16 protein-coding genes, 2 pseudogenes and 1 other annotated feature are annotated in these 24875 nt (G+C 40.4%); of the genes and pseudogenes, 17 read left to right on the top strand and 1 reads right to left on the bottom strand.

The window, feature by feature from the left end:
• Window positions 1–195: 195 nt before the first annotated feature.
• The 3 genes and pseudogenes from QM460_RS04165 to QM460_RS04155 all read left to right on the top strand — a co-directional run.
• Window positions 196–5277: pseudogene (locus QM460_RS04165) on the top strand (SIALI-17 repeat-containing surface protein); the annotation flags it as partial.
• A 279-nt stretch (window positions 5278–5556) separates the two neighbouring features.
• Window positions 5557–6381 (top strand): phosphate ABC transporter ATPase, encoded by an 825-nt coding sequence (locus QM460_RS04160; protein WP_414289321.1) that lies wholly within the window; start codon window positions 5557–5559, stop codon window positions 6379–6381.
• A gap of 3 nt (window positions 6382–6384) precedes the next feature.
• On the top strand, window positions 6385–7233 hold the full coding sequence (locus QM460_RS04155; protein ID WP_414289320.1) for an NAD(P)H-hydrate dehydratase: 849 nt from the start codon (window positions 6385–6387) through the stop codon (window positions 7231–7233).
• A 23-nt stretch (window positions 7234–7256) separates the two neighbouring features.
• Here QM460_RS04155 and QM460_RS04150 read toward each other — a convergent pair whose 3' ends face one another.
• On the bottom strand, window positions 7257–7442 hold the full coding sequence (locus QM460_RS04150; RefSeq protein ID WP_414289319.1) for a hypothetical protein: 186 nt from the start codon (window positions 7440–7442) through the stop codon (window positions 7257–7259).
• Between the two features lie 118 nt (window positions 7443–7560).
• On the opposite strand from QM460_RS04150, the gene QM460_RS04145 reads away from it, so the two are divergent.
• The 14 genes and pseudogenes from QM460_RS04145 (at window position 7561) to pfkA (ending at window position 24858) form a co-directional block, all read left to right on the top strand.
• A complete protein-coding gene (locus QM460_RS04145) occupies window positions 7561–10014 on the top strand; it encodes a bifunctional DnaQ family exonuclease/ATP-dependent helicase (protein WP_414289318.1) in 2454 nt (817 codons plus the stop codon).
• A gap of 32 nt (window positions 10015–10046) precedes the next feature.
• Entirely contained in the window at window positions 10047–11270 is a 1224-nt protein-coding gene (locus tag QM460_RS04140; protein WP_414289317.1) for an FtsW/RodA/SpoVE family cell cycle protein, read from the top strand.
• Between the two features lie 10 nt (window positions 11271–11280).
• A complete protein-coding gene (locus QM460_RS04135; protein WP_414289316.1) occupies window positions 11281–11832 on the top strand; it encodes a DJ-1 family glyoxalase III in 552 nt (183 codons plus the stop codon).
• A 105-nt stretch (window positions 11833–11937) separates the two neighbouring features.
• The gene (locus QM460_RS04130; protein WP_414289315.1) at window positions 11938–12501 is read left to right on the top strand and encodes an HAD family hydrolase; all 564 of its coding nucleotides are present in this window, start codon (window positions 11938–11940) and stop codon (window positions 12499–12501) included.
• A gap of 14 nt (window positions 12502–12515) precedes the next feature.
• On the top strand, window positions 12516–14462 hold the full coding sequence (gene gyrB, locus QM460_RS04125; protein ID WP_075231564.1) for a DNA topoisomerase (ATP-hydrolyzing) subunit B: 1947 nt from the start codon (window positions 12516–12518) through the stop codon (window positions 14460–14462).
• 81 nt (window positions 14463–14543) lie between these two features.
• Entirely contained in the window at window positions 14544–16271 is a 1728-nt protein-coding gene (ezrA, locus tag QM460_RS04120; RefSeq protein ID WP_414289314.1) for a septation ring formation regulator EzrA, read from the top strand.
• A gap of 262 nt (window positions 16272–16533) precedes the next feature.
• Window positions 16534–17925, top strand: coding sequence for a peptidoglycan-N-acetylglucosamine deacetylase PgdA (pgdA, locus tag QM460_RS04115; RefSeq protein ID WP_414289313.1), 1392 nt, complete (start codon window positions 16534–16536; stop codon window positions 17923–17925).
• Between the two features lie 86 nt (window positions 17926–18011).
• Window positions 18012–18142 (top strand) — a sequence feature (ribosomal protein L20 leader region).
• A 15-nt stretch (window positions 18143–18157) separates the two neighbouring features.
• A complete protein-coding gene (infC, locus tag QM460_RS04110) occupies window positions 18158–18688 on the top strand; it encodes a translation initiation factor IF-3 (RefSeq protein ID WP_000848177.1) in 531 nt (176 codons plus the stop codon).
• Between the two features lie 32 nt (window positions 18689–18720).
• Entirely contained in the window at window positions 18721–18921 is a 201-nt protein-coding gene (gene rpmI, locus QM460_RS04105; RefSeq protein ID WP_001125942.1) for a 50S ribosomal protein L35, read from the top strand.
• A gap of 51 nt (window positions 18922–18972) precedes the next feature.
• Window positions 18973–19332, top strand: coding sequence for a 50S ribosomal protein L20 (rplT, locus tag QM460_RS04100; RefSeq protein ID WP_000124830.1), 360 nt, complete (start codon window positions 18973–18975; stop codon window positions 19330–19332).
• Window positions 19333–19387: 55 nt separating this feature from the next.
• Window positions 19388–19774 (top strand): VOC family protein, encoded by a 387-nt coding sequence (locus QM460_RS04095; RefSeq protein ID WP_000157160.1) that lies wholly within the window; start codon window positions 19388–19390, stop codon window positions 19772–19774.
• 109 nt (window positions 19775–19883) lie between these two features.
• Window positions 19884–20550: pseudogene (locus QM460_RS04090) on the top strand (B3/4 domain-containing protein).
• A gap of 117 nt (window positions 20551–20667) precedes the next feature.
• A complete protein-coding gene (locus QM460_RS04085; RefSeq protein ID WP_414289312.1) occupies window positions 20668–23769 on the top strand; it encodes a DNA polymerase III subunit alpha in 3102 nt (1033 codons plus the stop codon).
• 81 nt (window positions 23770–23850) lie between these two features.
• Complete coding sequence (gene pfkA, locus QM460_RS04080; RefSeq protein ID WP_414289311.1) at window positions 23851–24858, top strand: 6-phosphofructokinase; 1008 nt, start codon at window positions 23851–23853, stop codon at window positions 24856–24858.
• Window positions 24859–24875: the final 17 nt, after the last annotated feature.

Here is a 24875-nt window from a genome sequence, read left to right as displayed (position 1 = left end):
CCAGAGGATAAGTTATCACCAGATTTGGTAGGCGCTATTAAAAGTGCAGAGGCAAACTTTGTTTCAGAGACTAAAGTGGAAGAGGTAGCTACTAAGTCCCAAGCTCCCGAAGAAACTTCTTCAAAACCAGTAGAAACTAAAAATTCTACAGTAGAGAAGGGAGTAACAACCGTAGAAAATGCTTCTACTGAAGTAGCTCCTACTGAAACCAATGCAGTAACAGAACCTACGAAACCAGCTGAAGTAAATGGAACGGTGGAGAAAGCTGCTTCATTTACAGCAGATAAACCTGCAAGTAAAGCAGAAATTGATGCCGCCAAAAATCAAGTAGCTAAAAAGGAATATACGGTATTTCCAAGACCTCAAAAGGTTACTTATGGCGATGGTGTTACTGCTCTAGAAGGAAAGGTAAACCTTGTCTTTAGCGATGGCTTAGATATCTATACACGTAACCGTGCCAAAGAAGTTCTCCAAGCTAGTAATGTGTCTTACACTACCAGTACAAAAGCTACAGAAGGGGCAACCAACATTTTCCTTGGAGTGCGTGGGAAAGCTCCTCTGGCAGAAAAAGAAGTTCAAGATATTTCGTCTGAATTATACGATAAAATTGATGCCTATGTCTTGCGCGTGAAGGCCAATAAGATTTCTTTTGTCGGAAAGGATACCGATGCTGTCTTCTTTGGACTAACAACCTTGAAACAGATGCTGAAGGAGAGTCCTGTCCCAGTTCTTCGAGATGTGACCGTAGAAGACTACGCAGAAGTGAAGAATCGTGGCTTTATCGAAGGCTATTATGGAAATCCTTGGACCAAAGAAAACCGTGAAGAGCTGATGCGCTATGGTGGCGACTTAAAGCTAACTCAGTACTTTTTTGCGCCAAAAGACGATCCCTATCACAATGCTAAATGGCGTGAACTCTATCCAGAAGAAAAAATGGCAGAGATTCGTGATCTAGCTCGTGTGGGGAATGAAACAAAGACTCGCTATGTATGGACTATCCATCCATTTATGCATAATAAGATGCGTTTTGACACGGATGAATTATATAAACAGGATTTAGATGTCATCAAAGAGAAATTCACCCAATTGTTAGATGCAGGTGTGCGTGAATTTGGGGTTCTAGCTGATGATGCGGCCTGGCCTGTTGGTGGCTACAATAGTTATGTTCGGTTAATGACCGACCTGACAAATTGGCTAACTGAACAAGAAACAAAATACAGTGACCTTCGTAAAGATATGATTTTCGTTCCAGCCTGGTATATGGGACAAGGGACAGAAGATGAACTTCGTACGCTCAATGAACGCCTTCCAGAAACGGTTCATTTAACCCTAACAGGGGGTAAGGTATGGGGTGCAGTTGACCAAACCTTCCTAACAAATTTGAAGAAGAATTTGACAGAAGGTGGCAAGAAGTATCGTCCGATTCATTTCTGGATTAACTGGCCTTGTAATGATAATACCAAGCAACACTTGATTCTAGGTGGTGGTGAAAAATTCTTACATCCCAATGTTGATTTGTCCTTGGCTCAGGGCATTATGCTAAATCCGATGCAACAATCCGAAGCTTCAAAGGTAGCCCTCTTTGATGTGGCTCAGTATGGTTGGAAGCAATGGAGAAGTGCGGAAGAAGCTGAAAAAATCAATGATGTAGCCTTTAACTATGTGGTCAATGGAAACTTTGAAGAAAGCGAAGTATCAAAAGCCTTTCGTGAACTTGGTAAGCATATGCGCAACCAAAACCGTCCTCCACATGTCACAAAATTGGAAGAATCTGTTGAGCTTGCACCTAAGTTGATGGACTTTTATAACAAATTGAAGGCTGGTCAAAATGTAGATGCAGAGAGAAAAGAATTAAAGGGTATCTTTGTAAACTTGAAGGCTGACGCCCTCCTTCTGAAGGAAAAAGGGGACAAGAAGCTTATTGACCAAATCCACTACTGGTTAGATAATACAGTGGACCAGATGGATGCTTTAGAAGCCTTGCTGACAGCGACAGAAGGTCTGGCTGAAAAGAATGATGCTAAAGTATGGGAGCATTACTATGCTGGGGTTAAGTATTACGACCAGTCTATTAGTTACTCTTTCTTCTATGTAGACCATTATGAACGTGCAGAGTTTGGGGTGCAACATATTCGTCCATTTATCAATAACTTAAAGGAATACTTGGCAACGCATATCCAAACCATGCTGCATCCAGATAAACTTGTGACCACCTTTATTACCAACCGTGCGGGGATTGAAGGAGGTCTTGCAGAAGTAACAGATGGCGACTTGGATACTCATGCGATTGTCAAGACGACAACCGTTATTGAACGAGATGATTATGTAGGACTTCGTTTCAATAAAGCCATTAAGGTCCATACGCTAGGTTTTGCTACAGGAACAAAGACAGCCGATAATTATACCTTTGGAAATGCCCTTGTCGAGTATCAAAACGAACAAGGGGACTGGGTGGCTCTCACAAGTCCAGCCTACACAGGCAGAGAACGGACGCTTGAATTTACCAATCTTGATATTACGGCACAAGCAGTTCGTATGCGTGCCACTGCTAAGAAAGATAATGCTTGGCTTGCCATGCGTGAGATTGCCGTCAATAGACCGCTCGAACTTGGAAGCAAGAAGGTAAAAGGGACCATTACCCTAAGTCCAAATCTGGTTTACAAGTATGGAACCAGTGTGCTTCAAATGCAAGATGGCAAAGATAACACCGAATCTATGATGGCTCATGCCAATCAAACAAATGTGACTCCAGAAAATGCTTGGGTTCAAATGGACTTGGGTGGAGCTAAGAAAGTGAAACATGTTCATCTAGTTCAAGGGGAAGGGGATAAACTAGCAGCTGGTGTCATCGAATATTCTTCAGACGGTACAAACTGGAAGACACTTCAGACCTTAGCTGGGGATCGAATTTCAGATATTAGCCAAAACTTCACAGCCCAATACGTTCGTGTCCGTAATACACAGCTTCTCAGCAAATGGTGGAGAATTGCGGACTTTAGAGTTGACGTCGATACACCAAATACTGATTTGACCGTCACCAATGTCGACAGCCTGAAGGAAACGCCAGTAGTGGACAGTCGTGGTCGTTATGAAATGACCTTACCTCAAGGGAATCATCTTCCAGCAAATGGCTATCTTGGCTTGAAATTGGATCGACTCCATGAAGCTAGTTCAATTGCACTTGAAGGTGCAGGTGAAACAGGTTTGACACTGGAATATTCAGCAAATGAAGTGGAATGGATGACCGCTGACCAACTTCCAGAACACGCCTTGGTACGCTATGTTCGCATCGTGAACAAGACAGATAAGAACCAAGCGCTTCCTACTGGAAAATTAGTCATTAAGACAAAAGAAGTGGATCCAACTGAACTCTTATCAACCACTATGGGGATTCACCAATATTATGGTGCTAATGATGTTCGTCGCATTCACAATTTAGGTCAACTGTTTGATGGGGACTTTAATAATTTTGTAGAATTTTCCGATTACCAACGTAAAAACGGGGAAATTGTCATGAAACTAGGCACAACTCGTCACATCAAGAAGATTCGTGCCTATATTCAGGACGCTCAGCGTAATTATTTACGTGATGGTAAGATTCAAGTCAGTGAAGATGGTAAGAATTGGACGGATGTTGTAACAGTCGGAGATGGTGTGGAAAATGAAATTCGTGATAATTCATTGACCGACGGCTGGACACATGATTCTGCCAACCCAGGAAATCGTTATATCGAAGGTGTTCTGGATCAACCTGTAACTGCTAAGTTTATGCGTGTTCTTTTTACAGCGGATTATAATGCTCGTTTTGTAGGATTTAGCGAAATCGTGATTAATGATGGTGAATTTATCAATCCTGAAAATAATCCTACAGTGACAGGAACTGGTAGCGAAGAAGCGGATAACCTGAAGAAAAATATGACTGACGGAAATGTCTTGACAAGCTATGCAGCTACTGAAGAAAAAGGAGAGCTTGTTTATCATTTATCTGAAGAAACCAAGGTCAATCATGTTCGCTTGATTGCTGACTTGCCAGAAGGTGCAAAAGTAAATGTCCAAGTTCGTACCTTGAATGATGCTGGTGAATCAGTCTGGGAAAATTTGGGTGAAGTCAGATCAAGTTTCCAAACCTTTGCCCTTTCAGGGAAAAATCCACGGATTCTCGATGTAAAAGTTTCCTGGGAAGGTGGAGAACCAGAGTTCTACGAAATGACTACCTTCTATCAAGAAGTGGAAAACGATCCAGAACCGACAATAAGTAAAGGCGACGAACCAGCTCCAGTGGTAGAAGTGCCAGAATTTGAAGGTGGTGTCAATGCAGTAGAAGCCGCTAAGCATGAGTTGCCAGAATACACAGAGGCAGTTGGCACAGCAGGTGAGGATACAGCTCCAGTAGTAGAAATCCCAGAATTTGAGGGCGGGGTTAATGCAGTAGAGGCAGCTAAACATGAATTGCCAGAATACACAGATGTAATCGGCACAGTAGGCGATGAGCCAGCTCCAGTAGTAGAAATCCCAGAATTTAATGGTGGGGTTAACGCAGTAGAGGCAGCTAAGCATGAATTGCCAGAATACACAGAAGCAATCGGCACAGTAGGCGACGAGCCAGCTCCAGTAGTAGAAATCCCAGAATTTGAGGGCGGTGTCAATGCTGTGGAAGCCGCTAAGAATGAATTGTCAGAGTACACAGGAACATTGGCTACAGTAGGCGATGTTCCAGCACCAAGTGTGGAAAAAACAGCTGCAGAGGTTCAAATCTTAACTGATAAGGAAACTGGAGTTCTGGTAGCAGGGCTAACTAAAGAGTTGCCTAAAGGTCTCAAGCTTCAAGTTCAAAAGGTTCTACGTCAAGAATTAGCTGGTAAGCAATACGATGCTTATCAAGTGAAGTTGGTAGATAAGGACAACCAAGAAGTTGAACTTAAAGGTGCTGTCTTAGTGAGATTGCCAGTCAAAGGTCAGGTTCAAGAGGTTTATCACATGAGCTTAGATCAAGGTTTGCAGGTCCAAAAGGTGACGCTTGTAGGTGACACAGTTGAATTTGTCACCAAAGATTTGGGACTTTTTGCGATTGTCTATAAAGAACAAAACCAAGAACCAGTAGAATCAGTTCGTGGAACGGCAGTTAATGGAGAGGTCCTTGAAAATGCCTCAGGAAAAGCAAGTGCAGCAAGACTTCCAGAAACAGGTGAAAGTCGATCTGATACAGCTGCCTTCCTAGCAAGTCTCAGTCTTGTTTTATCAGTGGCTCTACTAACGGTTAAACGTAAAGAAAAGTAAGACTGATAACTTTCAGCTCTAAAAAAAGCTAATCGTTATAAATGAAGAGGCTGGGACAAAAGTCCTAGCCTCTCAATTGTCTTTGGATTGTCGAGCAAGATGCAGTGGTTGAGTGGGCTCTACTACGCTGTTTTCATCAGCTTTTACAGCCCTACTCAACTGTGCGGAGGTGGGACGGCGAAATCGAATTCTAACGAATTACCGATTTCTGTCCCACTCTCTTTATTAATTGGGTAGTGAGGTGTATAATAAAAGTAAGAGAATCTGAGGAGAAGGACCATGATTGTAAAAGTTTGTAATGCAGATTATAGTCTCCAGTGGGATGGGATGTATCAATTTGCTCTTGAAAACTATCCTCAGATTAAAGAATGGGAATTGGAGAAGCTAGCAAAGTTTATTGCTTACGAACAGGACCATCATCGTCAGACCATTGTGGAATGTGAGAATCATGAATTAAATATACGAATTCATGATTACTTGCAAGAGCATAGCTATTTTCCTCCCTACAGACCAAGTCATCGGCTTGTAGCTTCTACCTATGATATCCAGAGGAAGTTGGTTACTTCAAATTATTGTAGTCATACTTGTACAGTTGAGGTGACTCAGGCTGTTTTTCAGACTGGAAAACTCATGTCGGCGGTAAAAGTATTTGGTAAAAGTGGGGCTGAACTAGTTACAGATAGTCGTAATGCAGCTTCTGATCCAGCAGACTATTTTGACTATATCATGTTTGGATGGTCTAATACGACTTCGGGTTACCGACTCGCTATGGAGCGTTTGTTAGGACGGGCACCGTCTGAGGAGGAATTACAAGAAAAGTTCATTCCTGGCGTTAGTTTTCATTTTCTGTATGAAGAATTAATTCAAGCACCAGGTTATATGTTTGATGGCTATCATGTTGCGAAGGTAAGAGATAGTTTAGATTTGGATACCTTTCTTCATTTGTGTGTTATTCCTTCAAAAGATAAGGCTTGTTTTGAAGGTTTGATTCCTTGTCAATTACAAGATAGAGTGATTTACCTAGACTATGAGGGAGAAGGGTTACAGGCTTGGAATACTAAGGTTAATCAAGTACTGCATGGTAAGGATAAGTTGAAGGAGTAGTGTATGAAAGAGATTGATCAAGCTCTACTGAAAAAAGTTATCATTGAGCGTCCTTGTTCTAGTCATAAGGGAGACTATGGTCGTCTTCTCTTGATTGGAGGGACTTATCCCTATGGGGGAGCGATTATTATGGCTGCCTTAGGGGCTGTTAGAAGTGGCGCGGGCTTGGTGACAGTAGCAACGGATAAAGAGAATATTCCAGCTCTACATAGCCATCTGCCGGAGGCTATGGCTTTTGGCCTCGATGATCAGCGATTACTTGAGCAACAGTTAGAGAAAGCGAATGTTGTCTTAGTTGGACCTGGACTAGTGGATGATAAGCGTGGAGAAAAGCTACTCCAAACAGTCTTTCGTCATTTAAGTCAAGAACAGACTCTCATACTGGATGGTGGTGCCTTATCCATTTTAGCGAAGACGGGAATGAAATTTCCTAAAACTCTGCTTGTTTTAACGCCTCATCAAAGGGAATGGCAAGTCTTGTCAGGCTTAGAATTGACTTCCCAAGAAGCTGAGGAAACAGGAGAGGCTTTGAAGAGATTTCCTTCAGGAACGATTTTGGTTCAAAAAGGTCCAGCTACTCGAATCTGGCAAGCTGGTCAAGCTGATTTTTATCAGCTGGGAGTTGGAGGTCCCTATCAAGCGACTGGGGGAATGGGGGATACTCTGGCTGGGATGATCGCTGGCTTTGCAGGTCAATTTCCACAAGCAAGTCTCTATGAAAGAGTGACAGTAGCGACCTATTTACATTCAGCCATTGCCCAAGAACTAGCTGAGGACAACTTTGTAGTCTTGCCAACCACGATTAGTCAACATATCCCAGCCTTCATGAAGAGGATACAAAAAGGCACCTGAGGTTTTCAGGTGCCTTTTAAGGATTAGAAGAGGCCTTTGACCTTATCAACAATATTACCGATTCCTTCTGAGCCTGAAATCAAACTTTGAGCCTGACTAAGGTATTCACCGAGTTGGTCCTTGTTTTCTTCGACAAAGGTTTTTGCAGCAGCCAAATCTTTTTTCTCGATTAGCTCTTTTACTTGATTAAACAAATCTAATGGGTTCATGATGTCCCTCCTTTTCTAAACTTCTATTCAATCATTTTTTAGAAAAACTTGCAAGAAACTTGACCCTTCCAATAAAGTTCATGGATGTCAAATTGTGTAAATTTTGATATAATTTTTAATGATGAATTTTAGAAATGATCGATACGTGGTCGTGGATTTAGAGGCGACCAGTACCGGAAGCAAGGCAAAAATTATCCAAGTGGGAATCGTGGTCATTGAAAATGGCGAGATTGTTGACCAATTTGCAACGGATGTCAATCCCCACGAACCCTTGGATTCTCATATCAAAGAATTAACGGGCTTGACCGATCAGCGACTAGCAGAGGCACCGGAATTTTCTCAGGTGGCTGGAAAAATTTTTGACTTGGTCAAGGACGGTGTTTTTGTTGCGCACAATGTCCAATTCGATGCCAATTTGTTGGCAGAATTCCTCTTTTTCGAGGGCTATGAATTGCGCACGCCTCGTATCGATACAGTCGAGTTGGCTCAGGTATTTTATCCTCAGCTTGAAAAGTATAATCTGGGAATTCTCTGTCAAGAGTTGGGAATTCCTCTAGAACAAGCCCATACGGCCCTATCAGATGCCCAAGCAACAGCAGAGCTCTTTCTTTGTATGCGACAAAAAATGTTTGGACTGCCAAAAGGCTTATTGGAGCGCTTGTTAAGTTTGTCAGATGGTCTTTTATATGAGTCTTATCTGGTTATCGAGGAAGTTTATCAGAAGCAGTCCATCCTAGTTGAACATGATTTAGTTGAGGTGCAGGGTCTGTTTTTAAGAAAAGAAAAGCCAGTCCTTTCTCAACGTAAACTATCTAAAGATTTCCAAACCAATATTGCCTTGTTGGATTTGGAAGATAGAGCCCCACAAGCTAGTTTTTCTCAAAAGGTTCAAGATTTTCTACAGAATGAGAAAATTGCTTTTGTGCAAGCTCAGACTGGAATTGGGAAAACCTACGGCTATTTGTTACCCGCTTTATCACTAGAAAACGAAAAAGGAATCCTTCTCAGTGTTCCTACTAAAGTTCTACAAAATCAAGTCATGCAAGAAGAGGCTCGTAGATTGGAAGAGGTCTTTCACCTTTCGATTCATAGTCTTAAAGGACCACAAAATTACTTAAAACTAGATGCCTTTCATGCAGCGCTAGAGGAAGAAGAGTCCAATCGCTTGTACACACGTTTCAAGATGCAACTTCTAGTTTGGTTGACTGAAACAGAAACAGGGGACCTAGATGAGATTGGCCAGCTTTACCGTTACCAGCAATTTTTGCCAAACTTGGTGCATGATGGTAATCTTCCCAAAGCTTCTCTCTTTTGGTTGGAGGATTTTTGGAGACGGGGGCAGAAAAAAGCTCGCTCTTGCCAGCTACTTGTGACCAATCATGCTTATCTCGTTACCCGACTTGAGGACGATCCCAGTCTGTTAGAGGGCCGTCTCTTGATTTTGGATGAGGCTCAAAAGATCTTATTAACTTTGGAAAATCTTTCGCAGAAGAGTTTCTTATTAAACGACATAGTAGACCAACTAGATCAAGCCTTAGTTCGAGAAAAAGGGACGCTTCAGAGACGCTTGATGGAGAGTATTCGCTTTGAGCTTTGTCACTTGATGGATCAGTTCCTATCTGGTAAGCGTAGAATGTGCCCTGCGACAACCATGGCACAACTCCAACAGGATTTCTCAGAGTTAGAAGTTCAAGGTTTCCAGGACTATCAGCGATTTTTCTGCACTGATGGAGAATTTTGGCTATCAGCCTCAGACTTGTCTAGCAAGAAGGTTGTCATTTCTTCCAGTCGCAATCAACGTCTGCTCTTTTCTGATATTTTTCCAGAAAGCTGTCAGCTCTTAGCTGTCTCTGCAACCTTGGAAATTAGTAGCAGAGTGTCTTTACCAGAACTAATGGGATTCCCACATGCAGCCTTTGACAAATTGGATGAGAATTTTCAAGAAAATCAAGAAATTTTTGTCGTCAAGGATTTTCCATTGGTGACAGAAACCTCTCAAGAAGACTATGCTCAGGCTCTCGTGGAAGTGCTGGAAGATTTGTCCTATCTTGAAGAACCCATGCTCGTTTTATTCACTTCAAAAGACCTTTTGTTGCAGGTGTCTGACTCTCTATCTCAGCAACACCTAGCCCAATATAAAAACGGAGATCCTGCTCAACTCAAGAAACGATTTGAAAGAGGAGACTCTCAACTCTTACTAGGGACAGGTAGTTTTTGGGAAGGAGTTGATTTTGCGACTCATCCTCGAGTGATTGAAGTGGTGACACGCTTACCCTTCCAAAATCCAGAAGATCCCTTTACGAAAAAAATGAATCAGGAACTTCGCATTGAAGGGAAAAATCCTTTCTATGACTATCAACTTCCTATGGCTATTATTCGCCTCAAACAAGCGATTGGTAGAACCATGCGTCGTCTTGGACAGCGCTCATCTGTCCTTATCTTGGATAGCCGAATGACAAGCAAACGATATGGAAAGCAGATTAGCAAGGCCTTGTCACAGACTAGTCGAGTGAGAGAAGTTAGCAAAGAGCAAGTATTCTCAAAAGTTCAAGAATTTTTACACAAAAAATAAAATAAACATCTGAAAGAATGAAGGAGACCTTTATGAAACGTTCTCTCGACTCTCGGGTCGATTATAGTTTGATTTTACCAGTATTCTGTTTGCTGGTTATTGGAGTGGTAGCTATTTACATAGCTGTCAGCCATGACTATCCTCAAAATATTTGGCCTATTCTCGGTCAGCAACTTGCATGGATCGTCTTGGGAATTGTCATAAGCTTTGTAGTCATGTTTTTTAATACAAAATTTTTATGGCAGGCGACCCCATATCTCTACGCTCTAGGTCTAGCCCTTATGGTTTTACCCTTGATTTTTTACAATCCTAATTTGGTGGCGGCAACAGGGGCTAAAAACTGGGTGTCAATTGGAGGAGTGACACTTTTCCAACCTTCCGAATTCATGAAAATTTCCTATATTTTGATCTTGGCTCGGGTCATTGTCCAATTCACACAAAAACATAAGGAAAAAGAACGAACGATTGCATTAGACTTTCACTTGATATTGTGGTTGATTGTCTTCACACTGCCAGTTTTAGTTTTACTGGCCTTGCAGAGTGACTTAGGAACGGCCTTGGTTTTTGTCGCAATCTTTGCTGGACTCGTCTTGCTTTCTGGGGTATCATGGAAAATTATCATTCCAATTTTTGCGACAGTTGTGTCAGGAATTGCAGGATTTTTGGCAATTTTCATCACAAAAGATGGGCGTGCCTTTATGCATCAGATCGGGATGCCAACCTATCAGATCAACCGTATCCTTGCTTGGCTCAATCCCTTTGATTATGCACAAACGACCACCTATCAACAGGCCCAAGGGCAAATCGCCATCGGAAGTGGAGGTTTATTTGGTCAAGGATTTAATGTATCCAATCTCCTCATTCCCGTTCGTGAGAGTGATATGATTTTTACTGTCATTGCAGAAGATTTTGGTTTTATTGGTTCTGTCCTTGTAATTACACTTTATCTCCTACTTATCTATCGAATGTTAAAAATCACTCTGAAGTCCAATAATCAATTTTATACCTACATTTCAACTGGCTTCATTATGATGCTCTTGTTCCATATCTTTGAAAATATTGGTGCAGTGACAGGCCTCCTTCCTTTGACAGGGATTCCTCTGCCATTCATTTCCCAAGGGGGATCAGCCATTATCAGTAATCTGATTGGTGTTGGATTGCTTCTATCGATGAGTTATCAAACGCATCTAGCCGAAGAAAAGAGCGGTAAGACAAGATTTAAACGGAAGAAAGTTGTATTGAAAAAAGTTAAATAAGGAGTAAATCATGGCTAAAGTTGCAGTTATCTTAGCAGATGGCTTTGAAGAAATCGAAGCCCTAACAGTTGTGGACGTATTACGTCGTGCCAATATTACTTGTCATATGGTTGGTTTTGAAGCCCGAGTGACGGGATCACATGCCATCCAAGTACAAGCAGATCGTGTGTTTGATGGTGATTTATCTGAGTACGACATGATTGTCTTACCAGGAGGTATGCCAGGTTCAGCTCACTTGCGTGATAATGAGCAATTGATTGCTGAACTTCAAAAATTTGAGCAAGTTGGTAAAAAAGTAGCAGCCATTTGTGCAGCACCAATTGTACTGAATCGAGCTGGTCTCCTCAAGGATAAAGTGTTTACCTGCTATGATGGTGTCCAAGAGCAAATTGCTGATGGTCACTATCGCAAGGAAACAGTAGTTGTCGATGGTCAGTTGACTACCAGTCGCGGTCCAGCAACTGCCCTTGCCTTTGCTTATAACTTAGTAGAACAACTTGGTGGAGATGCAAATGCTTTGAGAGAAGCCATGCTCTATCGTGATGTGTTTGGAATAGATTAACTAAAACGAGAGGAATCTATCAATTAGGGGATTCTTCTCGTTTTTTACTGTTAAAATAGAAGGAAATCGTCGCTTTTTTGATAAAAAAATGCTATAATGAAGGGTATGAAATATCACGATTACATCTGGGATTTAGGTGGAACTTTACTTGATAATTATGAGACTTCGACCGCGGCTTTTGTGGAAACATTAGCTCAATTTGGAATCGAAGAAGAACATGATAAAGTTTACAATGCCTTGAAAGTGTCAACTGCTTTTGCGATTGACCAATTTGCCCCAACAATAGAGCATTTTTTAGAAAAATATAAGGAAAACGAAGCGCGAGAGCTTGAACATCCTGCCTTGTTTGAGGGAGTACCTGCTTTATTGGAGGAAATCTCAGACCAGGGAGGACGGAACTTTTTAGTTTCGCATCGCAATGACCAAGTTTTGGATATTCTTGAAAAGACAGGTATTGCTGGCTATTTTACAGAAGTAGTAACAGCTAGCTCTGGTTTTAAGAGAAAACCAAATCCAGAGTCTATGATCTATTTGCGAGATAAGTACAAGATAAGCTCTGGTATCGTTATTGGTGACCGTCCTATCGATATTGAAGCTGGACAAGCAGCAGGCTTAGCGACGCATCTCTTTAAAAATATCGTGACATTGAGACAAGTATTAGAAATGTAAGAAAAAGGGAAAAAATGACAGAAGAAATCAAAAACCAACAGGCACAGGATTATGATGCCAGTCAGATTCAAGTTTTGGAAGGTCTGGAAGCCGTTCGTATGCGTCCTGGAATGTATATCGGATCGACTTCAAAAGAAGGTCTTCACCACCTAGTCTGGGAAATCGTTGATAACTCTATCGATGAGGCCTTGGCGGGATTTGCTAGTCATATTCAGGTCTTTATTGAGCCAGATGACTCTATTACGGTTGTTGATGATGGACGTGGTATCCCTGTTGATATTCAAGAAAAGACAGGCCGTCCTGCCGTTGAAACTGTCTTTACCGTTCTTCACGCTGGAGGTAAATTTGGCGGTGGCGGATACAAGGTTTCAGGTGGGCTCCACGGTGTAGGTTCATCGGTTGTAAATGCCCTCTCAACTCAGTTGGATGTTCGTGTTCACAAAAATGGAAAAATCCATTACCAAGAATACCGTCGTGGACATGTTGTTGCTGACCTTGAGGTGATTGGAGATACAGATAAAACAGGTACAACAGTACACTTCACGCCAGACCCAGAGATTTTTACAGAAACAACAACTTTTGATTTTGATAAATTAAACAAGCGGATTCAGGAGCTAGCCTTTTTGAACCGTGGTCTTCAAATCTCCATCACTGACAAGCGTGAGGGGCTTGAACAAACAAAAAACTACCACTATGAAGGTGGGATTGCGAGTTACGTTGAGTATATCAATGAAAACAAAGATGTCATCTTTGATACGCCAATCTACACTGATGGAGAAATGGATGACATCACAGTTGAAGTAGCCATGCAATATACAACTGGTTACCATGAAAATGTCATGAGTTTTGCCAATAACATTCATACACATGAAGGTGGAACACATGAACAAGGTTTCCGTACAGCCCTAACTCGTGTCATCAATGATTACGCACGTAAAAACAAACTCCTAAAAGATAACGAAGATAACCTTACAGGTGAGGATGTCCGTGAAGGATTGACTGCCGTTATCTCTGTTAAACATCCAAATCCTCAATTTGAAGGACAAACGAAAACTAAACTTGGAAATAGTGAAGTTGTCAAGATTACCAATCGCCTCTTTAGTGAAGCATTTTCAGACTTCTTAATGGAAAATCCACAGATTGCTAAGCGGATTGTTGAAAAAGGGATTTTGGCAGCTAAGGCGCGTGTAGCAGCCAAGCGTGCGCGTGAAGTTACCCGTAAGAAGTCTGGTTTAGAGATTTCAAACCTTCCAGGGAAATTAGCAGATTGTTCCTCAAACAATCCAGCTGAAACTGAACTTTTCATCGTCGAAGGAGATTCAGCGGGAGGTTCTGCAAAGTCTGGTCGTGATCGTGAATTCCAAGCGATTTTACCAATTCGCGGTAAAATCCTCAACGTTGAAAAGGCCAGCATGGATAAAATCCTTGCCAATGAAGAAATCCGTAGCCTTTTCACAGCTATGGGAACAGGCTTTGGTGCTGAATTTGATGTCAGCAAGGCCCGTTACCAAAAACTCGTTATCATGACGGATGCCGATGTTGATGGAGCTCACATCCGTACCCTCTTGTTAACCTTGATTTATCGTTATATGAAACCCGTTTTAGAAGCAGGTTATGTTTATATCGCTCAACCACCGATTTACGGTGTTAAGGTCGGCAGTGAAATTAAAGAATACATCCAACCTGGAGCAGATCAAGAAATCCGTCTACAGGAAGCCTTAGCTCGCTATAGTGAGGGACGTTCAAAGCCAACTATTCAGCGCTATAAAGGTCTTGGAGAAATGGATGACCATCAACTTTGGGAAACAACCATGAATCCAGAACATCGTCTCATGGCGCGTGTATCAGTTGATGATGCTGCAGAAGCAGATAAAATCTTTGATATGCTCATGGGTGACCGTGTAGAACCACGTCGAGAATTTATCGAAGAAAATGCTGTCTACAGTACGCTTGACGTTTAAAAAAATTGGGAAATAGTTCCCATGGTTTGAAAAATATGATATAATCATTACAATTGTTTCATGTATAAAAAGGAGTTTGATATGTCTGATAATCTGTTGATTATTATTATGATTGTAATCGCGGCTCTTCTGATCATTGCTTATGTTGTAGCGATTTTGTTACGCAAACGCAATGAAAAAAGGCTCGCAGTACTAGAAGGAAGAAAGGAAGAGTTGTATAACCTTCCAGTTAACGATGAAGTTGAAGCTGTTAAGAATATGCATCTGATTGGTCAAAGTCAGATTGCATTTAGAGAGTGGAATCAAAAATGGGTAGACCTATCCCTCAACTCATTTGCGGATATTGAGAACAATCTGTTTGAAGCAGAAGGGTACAATAATTCATTTCGCTTCTTGAAAGCTCAACACAAAATTGATCAAATTGAAAGCCAGATTACCCTTATCGAAGAAGATATTGCTTCCATTCGAAATGCTTTAGCAGATCTAGAAAAACAAGAATCAAAAAATAGTGGTCGTGTCTTGCATGCTTTAGATTTATTTGAAAGCTTGCAAAAAACAGTCGCAGAAGATTCTGAGAAATATGGTCAAGCACTTCCTGAAATTGAAAAACAATTGGAGAACATCCAATCTGAATTTTCTCAATTTGTGACTCTAAACTCTTCAGGAGATCCAGTTGAAGCAGCAGGAATTTTGGATAATGCTGAAAACCATATTCTCGCTTTGACACATATCGTAGAGAGAATTCCAGCAATTGTTACTAAACTAACGACTGAACTCCCTGATCAACTTGAAGATCTAGAGGCTGGCTATCGTAAGTTGCTTGATGCCAACTATCACTTTGTAGAAACTGACATTGAATCTCGTTTGCAGTTGTTGTATGAAGCATTGAAGAACAACCAAGAAAATATTAAAAAATTGGAATTGGACAATGCTGAATATGAAAATAATCAGATTCAGGAAGAAATCAATGCTCTCTATAATATTTTCACACGAGAGATTGCTTCTCAAAAAGTTGTTGAAAACTTGTTGTCAACACTTCCAACTTATCTTGACCATTTAAAAGACAACAATCAGGTCTTGGTGAAAGATATTGAACGCTTGAGCAAAACTTACTTGATGTCTGAGAGTGATGTAAATCACGTCCGTCGTCTTCAAGCAGACCTAGATTCTTTAGAAATCACCATCAGCGATATGACCTCAGAACAAGAGGAATATTCTGAAGCCTACTCTGTATTAGAAGAACGTTTAGAAAATATTCAATCTGCATTGAAGGAAATTGAAGATGATCAAGTTTCGGTTAGTGAACGACTGGTGCAAATTGAAAAAGACGATGTCAACGCTCGTCAAAAAGCAAATGTCTACGTCAATCGCCTCCACACCATTAAGCGATACATGGAAAAGAGAAATCTTCCAGGAATACCACAGAACTTCTTGAAATTGTTCTTTGCAGCTAGCCACAGTACCGAAGACTTGATGGCAGAGTTAGAACAGTCGCAAGTCAACATTGAGTCTGTCAACCGTATTCTAGAAATCGCGACTCACGATATGGAAATTCTGGAAACAGAAACATACAGCATCGTACAATATGCTACCTTGACTGAACAATTGCTTCAATACTCTAACCGCTACAGATCATTTGATGAAGGGATTCAACAAGCCTTTCACGAATCTTTAGAAATCTTTGAAAATGCCTTTGATTATCAAGCATCTTTCGAAAAGATTTCCCAAGCTTTGGAAGTTGCTGAACCAGGGGTAACAAATCGCTTTGTTTCCTCATATGAAAAAACAAGAGAAATCATTCGATTTTAATTAAGAAAAGGCGGTGGGACAGAAATCGATAGACAAAGTCTCGACTTCGTAGTCCCAGCCCCGCGAAGATGATTAGGAGTTTTTGGAGTCTAAAAGACCAACAAAAAGTCCAATCAGCTACCGCGTCAAGGTTTGATTGCAAATAAAAAGTGAGGTAGGGATCTTTTGTCCCAACCTCTTTCTTTTACCTATCTTTTTTGAAAAAATGGACATTTTCCTATTTATCATTGAAATTATAGGTCTGATTTGATATGATAAAACTATGACAAAAAAAAGAACAAACCGTAAAGCAAACGACAAGAAGAGAAAAAATTTGTGGATTATTGTGGGGCTTCTATTCTTCACAATCTTAACATTAGGTGCTGGTATTGCTTATAAAGTCTTGACCAAGCAAGCTTTTGAGCAAAAAATTGAAGCACTGAAAAAGGAAAAAGATGATTCCTATTCACAAGGAAGTCAGAAAGATCATTTTCGTAAGGGGCAGGCAGAAATCATCACCTACTATCCTATGACGGGGGATAAAGTCATTACCTCTGTTCAGGATGTCATTGTAAAAGATATTACGGATAAGGTAGAAGATAAAGAACATTTGATCTTTTACTACTCTGAAAAAGATTCTTCCTCTATCAAAGGTGTGGAGAGCCATCTTGTAAAAAAACAGGCCTATGATTTGAGTGATTCTACTGTTGTGGAATTAGAAAATACCTCATTAGATCAGCTTTATCTTAAGGAAGATGGGACTCTGTTTACATTAGATCAGCTCTTTACAGATGCTAGCAAAGCTAAAGAGAAGTTTCTTGAGGATATCAAGTCAACGCTCCAAGATAAAAAGATTGAACAAACTCTTGTTGATCAAGTAATAGCTGATTTTACAGCTAGCGATTTATCATCTTGGAAGTTTGCATACAAAGATAGTCAATTGGTTCTTTATCCAATCAAAGCAACCAATAATGTAGAAGAAATAGCTTTGCCTATTTCAGACTTCTTTTATGTTATCCAATCGTCCTATCTAACTGAAAAGGATGCAGAACTTTATAAGAAGGCTCAGGCTGAGAAAAATAAAAAAGTAGTAGCTCTTACCTTTGATGATGGACCTGATGGAAATACAACTCCACAAGCTTTAGATATTCTAGCCAAGTATAAGATCAAAGCAACCTTCTTTGTACAAGGAAAGAATATTGCAGGCAATGAGTCGATCCTTAAACGTATGCAGTCTGAAGGTCATGAAGTTGGAAACCATAGTTGGAATCATCCAATTTTAACAAAACTGTCATTGGAAGACGCTAAGAAACAGCTTACAGATACCGAAGATGCTATTACAAAAGTTCTTGGCAAAAGCTCTAAATTGATGCGTCCACCATACGGAGCAATCTCAGATGATATTCGCAATAGCCTTGATTTAAGCTTTATCATGTGGGATGTGGATAGTTTGGATTGGAAGAGTAAAAATGAAGCAGCGATTTTGACAGAAATTCAGCGTCAGGCAAGCAATGGATCTATCATTTTGATGCATGATATCCATCAAACATCTGTTAATTCATTACCAAAAGTAATTGAGTATCTACAGGAACAAGGATATAGTTTTGTGACTGTATCAGATCTACTCAACACTCGTTTGAAGCCACATGAGATTTACTATTCTCGTAATCAATAGTTTGTAAGTCGGCAAAATAGAAAAAAATTAAAAAAAGATAGTTTTTATCTTGACAAGTAGGGGAAAACTTGATATTATATAAAAGTTGAGAAAAGCAGAAGTGAGAACTTCTCGCCTTGCGACTAACGTTGTCTGGCCCCTACGGATCAAGTTTCAGAAATGAACTATAATCATGTAGTGCGGATTTGCGTTAGCAAGTCCGCTCTTGTTTTTCTCTAAATTAAAAAAAGAGGTGAAAACCATAGCAAAGCAAGACTTATTCATCAATGATGAAATTCGTGTACGCGAAGTTCGCTTAATCGGTCTTGAAGGTGAGCAATTGGGTATCAAACCACTAAGCGAAGCGCAAGCACTTGCGGACGAAGCTAATGTGGACTTGGTTCTCATTCAACCTCAAGCTAAACCTCCTGTTGCGAAAATTATGGACTACGGTAAGTTCAAATTTGAGTACCAGAAGAAACAAAAAGAGCAACGCAAAAAACAAAGCGTTGTGACCGTGAAAGAAGTTCGTTTGAGCCCAGTTATCGACAAGGGTGATTTCGAAACTAAACTTCGCAATGCTCGCAAGTTCCTTGAAAAAGGAAACAAAGTGAAGGTATCCATTCGCTTTAAGGGGCGTATGATCACCCATAAAGAGATTGGTGCAAAAGTTTTAGCCGAGTTCGCTGAAGCAACTCAAGATATTGCTATCATTGAGCAACGTGCTAAAATGGATGGACGCCAAATGTTCATGCAATTGGCGCCAGCAACTGACAAAAAATAATTGTCAGAAAGTTAAATAAAGGAGAAAAAATCATGCCAAAACAAAAAACACACCGCGCATCAGCTAAACGTTTCAAACGTACAGGTTCTGGTGGACTTAAACGTTTCCGTGCTTACACATCTCACCGTTTCCACGGAAAAACTAAAAAACAACGTCGTCATCTTCGTAAAGCATCTATGGTGCATTCAGGAGATTTCAAACGTATCAAAGCAATGCTTACTCGCTTGAAATAATCGCGTATTTGTAAGTAAAGAATTCTAGGAAATATTTGGAGGAAATAAAACATGGCACGTGTTAAAGGTGGCGTTGTATCACGCAAACGTCGTAAACGTATTCTTAAATTAGCAAAAGGTTACTATGGAGCTAAACACATCTTGTTCCGTACTGCAAAAGAACAAGTAATGAACTCTTACTACTATGCATACCGTGACCGTCGTCAAAAGAAACGTGACTTCCGTAAATTGTGGATCACACGTATCAATGCGGCAGCTCGTTTGAACGGACTTTCATACTCACAATTGATGCATGGTTTGAAATTAGCTGAGATCGAAGTTAACCGCAAAATGCTTGCTGACTTGGCTGTTAACGATGCAGCAGCTTTCACAGCTCTTGCAGATGCAGCTAAAGCAAAACTTGGTAAATAATTATTCATAAGACTGGTACAAGTTTGTCCCAGTCTTTTTTAACAAAGGAGAAAAAATGGCTTCAAAAATGCTACACACATGCTTGCGAGTAGAAAATCTTGAAAAATCAATCGCTTTTTATCAAGATGCTTTTGGTTTTAAGGAATTACGTCGTAGAGACTTTCCAGACTATGCTTTCACTATTGTTTATCTTGGACTTGAAGGTGATGATTATGAGTTAGAGTTGACTTACAACTATGATCACGGACCTTATGTTGTCGGTGACGGTTTTGCTCACATCGCCCTAAGCACACCTGATCTTGAGGCTCTTCACAAAGAACATAGCGACAAAGGCTATGAAGTGACAGCACCTAATGGACTTCCAGGGACTCAACCAAACTATTACTTTATCAAAGATCCAGATGGATACAAGGTAGAAGTAATTCGTGAGAATTCATTATAGTTCCTATCGAGTAGCTTGTATGCTACTCGTTTTTTTAATTTGTAGTAGAATGAAAGAAAAAGAATAGAGCAAGGTCAGGGAAGTTTATGTAAAAGATGATTTTTGGCACCTGTTTCCAGATGCTCAAATCAGTGAATTGGTGGAAAAAGTTCTCAACAATACTATTGATGAGAGTGAAGATCCATATTTTAAAACTTTACTAGATGAAGGAACAAAAAAGCACGGATTTTTATACCAGATGAAAATTTCACTCAGAATGAGGTGAGTCAAGAATGGCGTCAGGCATTCACTTAATTCAAAACCAAAAAAGGTGCTCGTTCTTCTATTGAAGCTTTATTAAAGCGTGTGAGTCAAAGAAGAGAATTTAATCCAATAAATCCTTTGGTAGATATCTATAATAGCGTTTCACTTTCTTACGCAGTTCCTTGTGGGGGGGGAGAAGATTTAGCAAAGATTGTTGGTGACTTATGTCTTGGCAGAGCTCAAGAGAATGAATCCTTCTTTCCACTAGGGGATGAAAGTGATGCTCCTGCATTAGCTGATTTGAAGAACAAGATGCTGTTTGTTGCTGTTTAAACTGGTGTGAAGCCCAAAGAATCATGTTAACGCAAGAAACTAAAGATGTTGTTTTAGTCATTGAAGCTATCAATGAAGAGCAGGCATCACGAGCTCGGGAAGCAATGCTAGAACTATATACTAAAATTGGTAAATATTTTGGTGTTAGTGGCAATATCAGTCATTTGACAGCTACAAATCCTATCCTAGAGATAGGATAATGAATGGGAAGCACGGTTAATTCAACTGTGGTTCTTTTTTCTAGAAGGGAAGAAAGAAATTGTTTTTCTGTTTTTTAAAATGGTATAATATAAGGAGAAAAAGGGAGGTGATAGCGAGTGATTGCACAACTTGATACAAAAACGGTTTATAGTTTCATGGAGAGTATGATTTCCATTCGGAAGTATGTTGATCAAGGAAAAGCATACGGCTACTCAGCACTTGGAATCATGGATATTGACAATCTCTATGGGGCTTATTATTTTATCAAAGAGTGCCAAAAACAGGGGATTCAGCCCTTATTAGGTCTTGAGGTGACTGTTCATCATAAGGAGGAACCCGTCAACCTTCGATTTTTAGCCTTGTCAAATCATGGCTATCGAAATCTCATGAAGCTTTCGACTCTAAAAATGACAGGTAAAAAGGAATGGACTGATTTTTCTCCCTATCTAGAAGATGTTTGTGTTATTGTTCCCTATTATTCTGCAATTGATTCCTTGGATTTAGGACATGACTACTATATCGGAGTGTATCCAGATACACCTCAGTCGAATTTTTCTCACCCCATTCTCCCACTTTATCGTGTTAATTCTTTCGAATCAGAGGATTTAGAAACGCTTCAAATGCTCAAGGCGATTAAGGAAAATGTGACCTTGCGAGAGGTAGATGTTCAATCGCAACAAGGCTTGTTTTTACCTGCTGATCGCTTAGAGCAAGTATTTCAAGAAAAGTTTCCGCAAGCCTTAGAAAATCTTTCTGAACTGATTGGAGCAACTACTTATGAGATTGATAGTAGTCTCAAGCTTCCACGTTTCAATCCAGAGCGTCCTGCTGTTGAAGAGTTGCGCGAAAGAGCTATTAAGGGCTTGGAACAGAAAGGCTTACTCGATTCAGTTTATCAGGATCGTTTGGAAGAAGAACTATCTGTGATTCATGACATGGGATTCGATGATTATTTCTTGGTTGTCTGGGATCTCTTACGTTTTGGTCGTTCTCAGGGATATTATATGGGAATGGGACGTGGGTCTGCAGTTGGAAGTCTAGTGGCTTATGCCTTAAATATTACTGGTATTGATCCTGTAGCTAAGAATCTTATCTTTGAGCGCTTTTTAAATCGTGAACGCTATACCATGCCTGATATCGATATCGATATTCCCGATATCTATCGTCCTGAATTTATCCGCTATGTTCGTGACCGTTATGGCAGTATACATGCTGCTCAGATAGTCACCTACTCGACTTTTGGTGCCAAACAGGCTATCCGAGATGTTTTTAAACGGTATGGTGTTCCCGAGTACGAGTTGACATCCATAACCAAGAAAATTGGTTTCAAAGATACCTTGACAAGCGCCTATGAAGGCAATTTAGGATTTAGACAACTGATTCAAAGTAAGATTGAGTACCAAAAGGCTTTTGAAATTTCCAAAAAGATAGAAGGCTATCCTCGACAGACATCTATCCACGCTGCTGGTGTCGTGATTAGTGATAAAAATCTAACGGACTATATTCCTCTTAAGTATGGTGAGGATATGCTCATTACCCAGTATGATGCTCATGGAGTCGAGGGAAATGGCTTGCTCAAGATGGATTTCTTGGGCTTAAGAAACCTAACTTTCGCTCAAAAAATGCAGGAGCTCTTATTTGAAACTCAAGGAATTCAGTTAAGGATTGAGGAAATTGACCTTGAGGATAGGGAAACTTTAGCCCTCTTTGCAGCTGGGAAGACCAAGGGGATTTTTCAGTTTGAACAACCTGGAGCCATTCGCTTATTGAAACGAGTGAAGCCACAAAGCTTTGAAGAAGTAGTGGCAACGACTTCCCTCAACAGACCGGGAGCGAGTGACTATATCGACAACTTTGTGGCTCGAAAACATGGTAAAGAAAAGGTAACAGTTCTGGACCCAGTTTTGGAAGATATTTTAGCTCCAACTTATGGAATTATGCTTTACCAAGAACAGGTTATGCAAGTGGCACAGCGTTACGCTGGTTTCAGCCTTGGGAAGGCCGACATTTTACGTCGTGCTATGGGGAAAAAGAATGCGGCCGAGATGCACCGAATGGAGGAAAGTTTCATCCAAGGAGCACTCGAAAAAGGTCATGGAAAAGAACAGGCTCAGCAGGTTTTTGCTGTCATGGAAAAATTTGCTGGTTATGGTTTCAACCGATCGCATGCTTATGCTTATGCGGCTTTAGCCTTCCAGCTTGCTTACTTTAAAACACATTACCCAGAAATCTTTTATCAAGTTATGCTCAACTATGCCAGTGGAGATTATATTCTCGATGCCCTTGAAATGGACTTTGAACTGACACCACTTTCTATCAATACAATTCCGTATCTGGATAAATTGACAGACAAGACTATCTACTTGGGACTTAAGAGTATCAAGGGGATGCCTCGAGATTTTGCCTATTGGATTTTAGAGAATCGTCCTTTTAGTAGTGTCGAAGATTTTGTCACTCGCTTGCCTAAAAATTATCAGAAGTTGAGTCTTTTAACTCCCCTAGTCGAGATTGGTTTATTCGATAGTTTTGAAAAAAATCGCCAAAAAATCTTATCCAACTTACCTACTTTATTTATTTTTGTGGAAGAATTGGGTAGTTTATTTGCAGATAATAGCTACAATTGGCTTGAGAGTGAGGATTTTACGCAAGTCGAAAAGTTTCGTAAGGAACAGGAGTGGCTTGGAGTCGGTATCAGTCCGCATCCCTTACTGATTTTAGCAAAGAATCCCCTCTATCCAATTGTGAGTTTGTCTGAACTATCTGAAGGACAGACAGCTACAGTACTCGTTGTGATACAGTCTATCCGAGTAATCAGAACTAAAAAAGGTGAAAATATGGCCTTTTTGAAAGTTAGTGATAGCAAATCAAATTTGGAAGTTACTGTTTTTTCTGACCAGTATCGCCAATTTAACAATCTCTTACATGAAGGAAGATTTTACTACCTTAATGGAAAAGTACAGGCAAGAGATGGTCGCCTTCAATTAGTATTAAATAATTTAAAAGAAGCAGTGAGTGAACGATTTTGGATTCAGGCTGCTGATCATGAACATGATTCTGAAATTTATCATATTTTAGAACAATACAAGGGACAAATTCCAGTCATTATACGCTACGAAAATGAACAAAAAAATGTTCTTTTGACGGGCTATTTTGTTGCAAAAGATGTTAGTTTGCAGGAATCTTTGAGTCAAATAACTATGAAAACGATTTATCGTTAAAAATCAATGAAAATTAAAGAATTTTAACTTTAATTATGGTATAATCAGTTAGAATGTTAAAAGAAAAAGGAGCAAAACCAAATGAAACGTATTGCTGTTTTGACTAGTGGTGGAGACGCCCCTGGTATGAATGCTGCCATCCGTGCAGTTGTTCGTCAAGCAATCTCAGAAGGAATGGAAGTTTTTGGTATCTATGATGGATACGCTGGTATGGTTGCTGGTGAGATTTATCCACTTGATGCTGCTTCAGTAGGAGACATCATTTCACGTGGTGGTACTTTCCTTCACTCTGCTCGTTATCCTGAGTTTGCAAAACTCGAAGGTCAACTTAAAGGGATTGAGCAGTTGAAAAAACACGGTATCGAAGGTGTCGTGGTTATCGGTGGTGACGGTTCTTATCACGGAGCTATGCGCTTGACTGAGCATGGATTCCCTGCTATCGGACTTCCAGGAACAATCGATAACGATATCGTAGGTACTGATTTCACAATCGGATTTGATACTGCAGTTACAACTGCAATGGATGCCATCGATAAGATTCGTGATACCTCATCAAGTCACCGTCGTACTTTCGTAGTTGAAGTTATGGGACGTAATGCTGGAGATATCGCTCTTTGGGCTGGTATTGCCACTGGTGCTGATGAAATTATCATCCCTGAAGAAGGCTTCAAGATGGAAGACATCGTAGCAAGTATCAAAGTTGGATATGAACACGGTAAGAAACACAACATTATCGTTTTGGCAGAAGGTGTTATGTCAGCGGCTGAATTTGGTCAAAAGCTAAAAGAAGCTGGAGATACAAGCGACCTTCGTGTAACTGAACTTGGTCATATCCAACGTGGTGGATCTCCAACTGCTCGTGACCGTGTATTGGCGTCACGCATGGGTGCACATGCTGTTAAACTTCTTAAACAAGGAATCGGTGGTGTCGCTGTTGGTATTCGCAATGAGAAAATGGTTGAAAATCCAATTCTTGGAACTGCAGAAGAAGGAGCTTTGTTTAGCCTAACAGCTGATGGTAAGATTGTTGTTAACAACCCTCATAAAGCTGACCTTGAACTTTCTGCTTTGAACAAGAGCTTGTCATAATCAACTTTAACTAAACT

It is taken from the genome of Streptococcus infantis (assembly GCF_047464415.1).
Classification (GTDB): Bacteria; Bacillota; Bacilli; order Lactobacillales; family Streptococcaceae; genus Streptococcus; species Streptococcus infantis_AE.
This window is presented reverse-complemented; position numbering and strand designations above follow the sequence as displayed.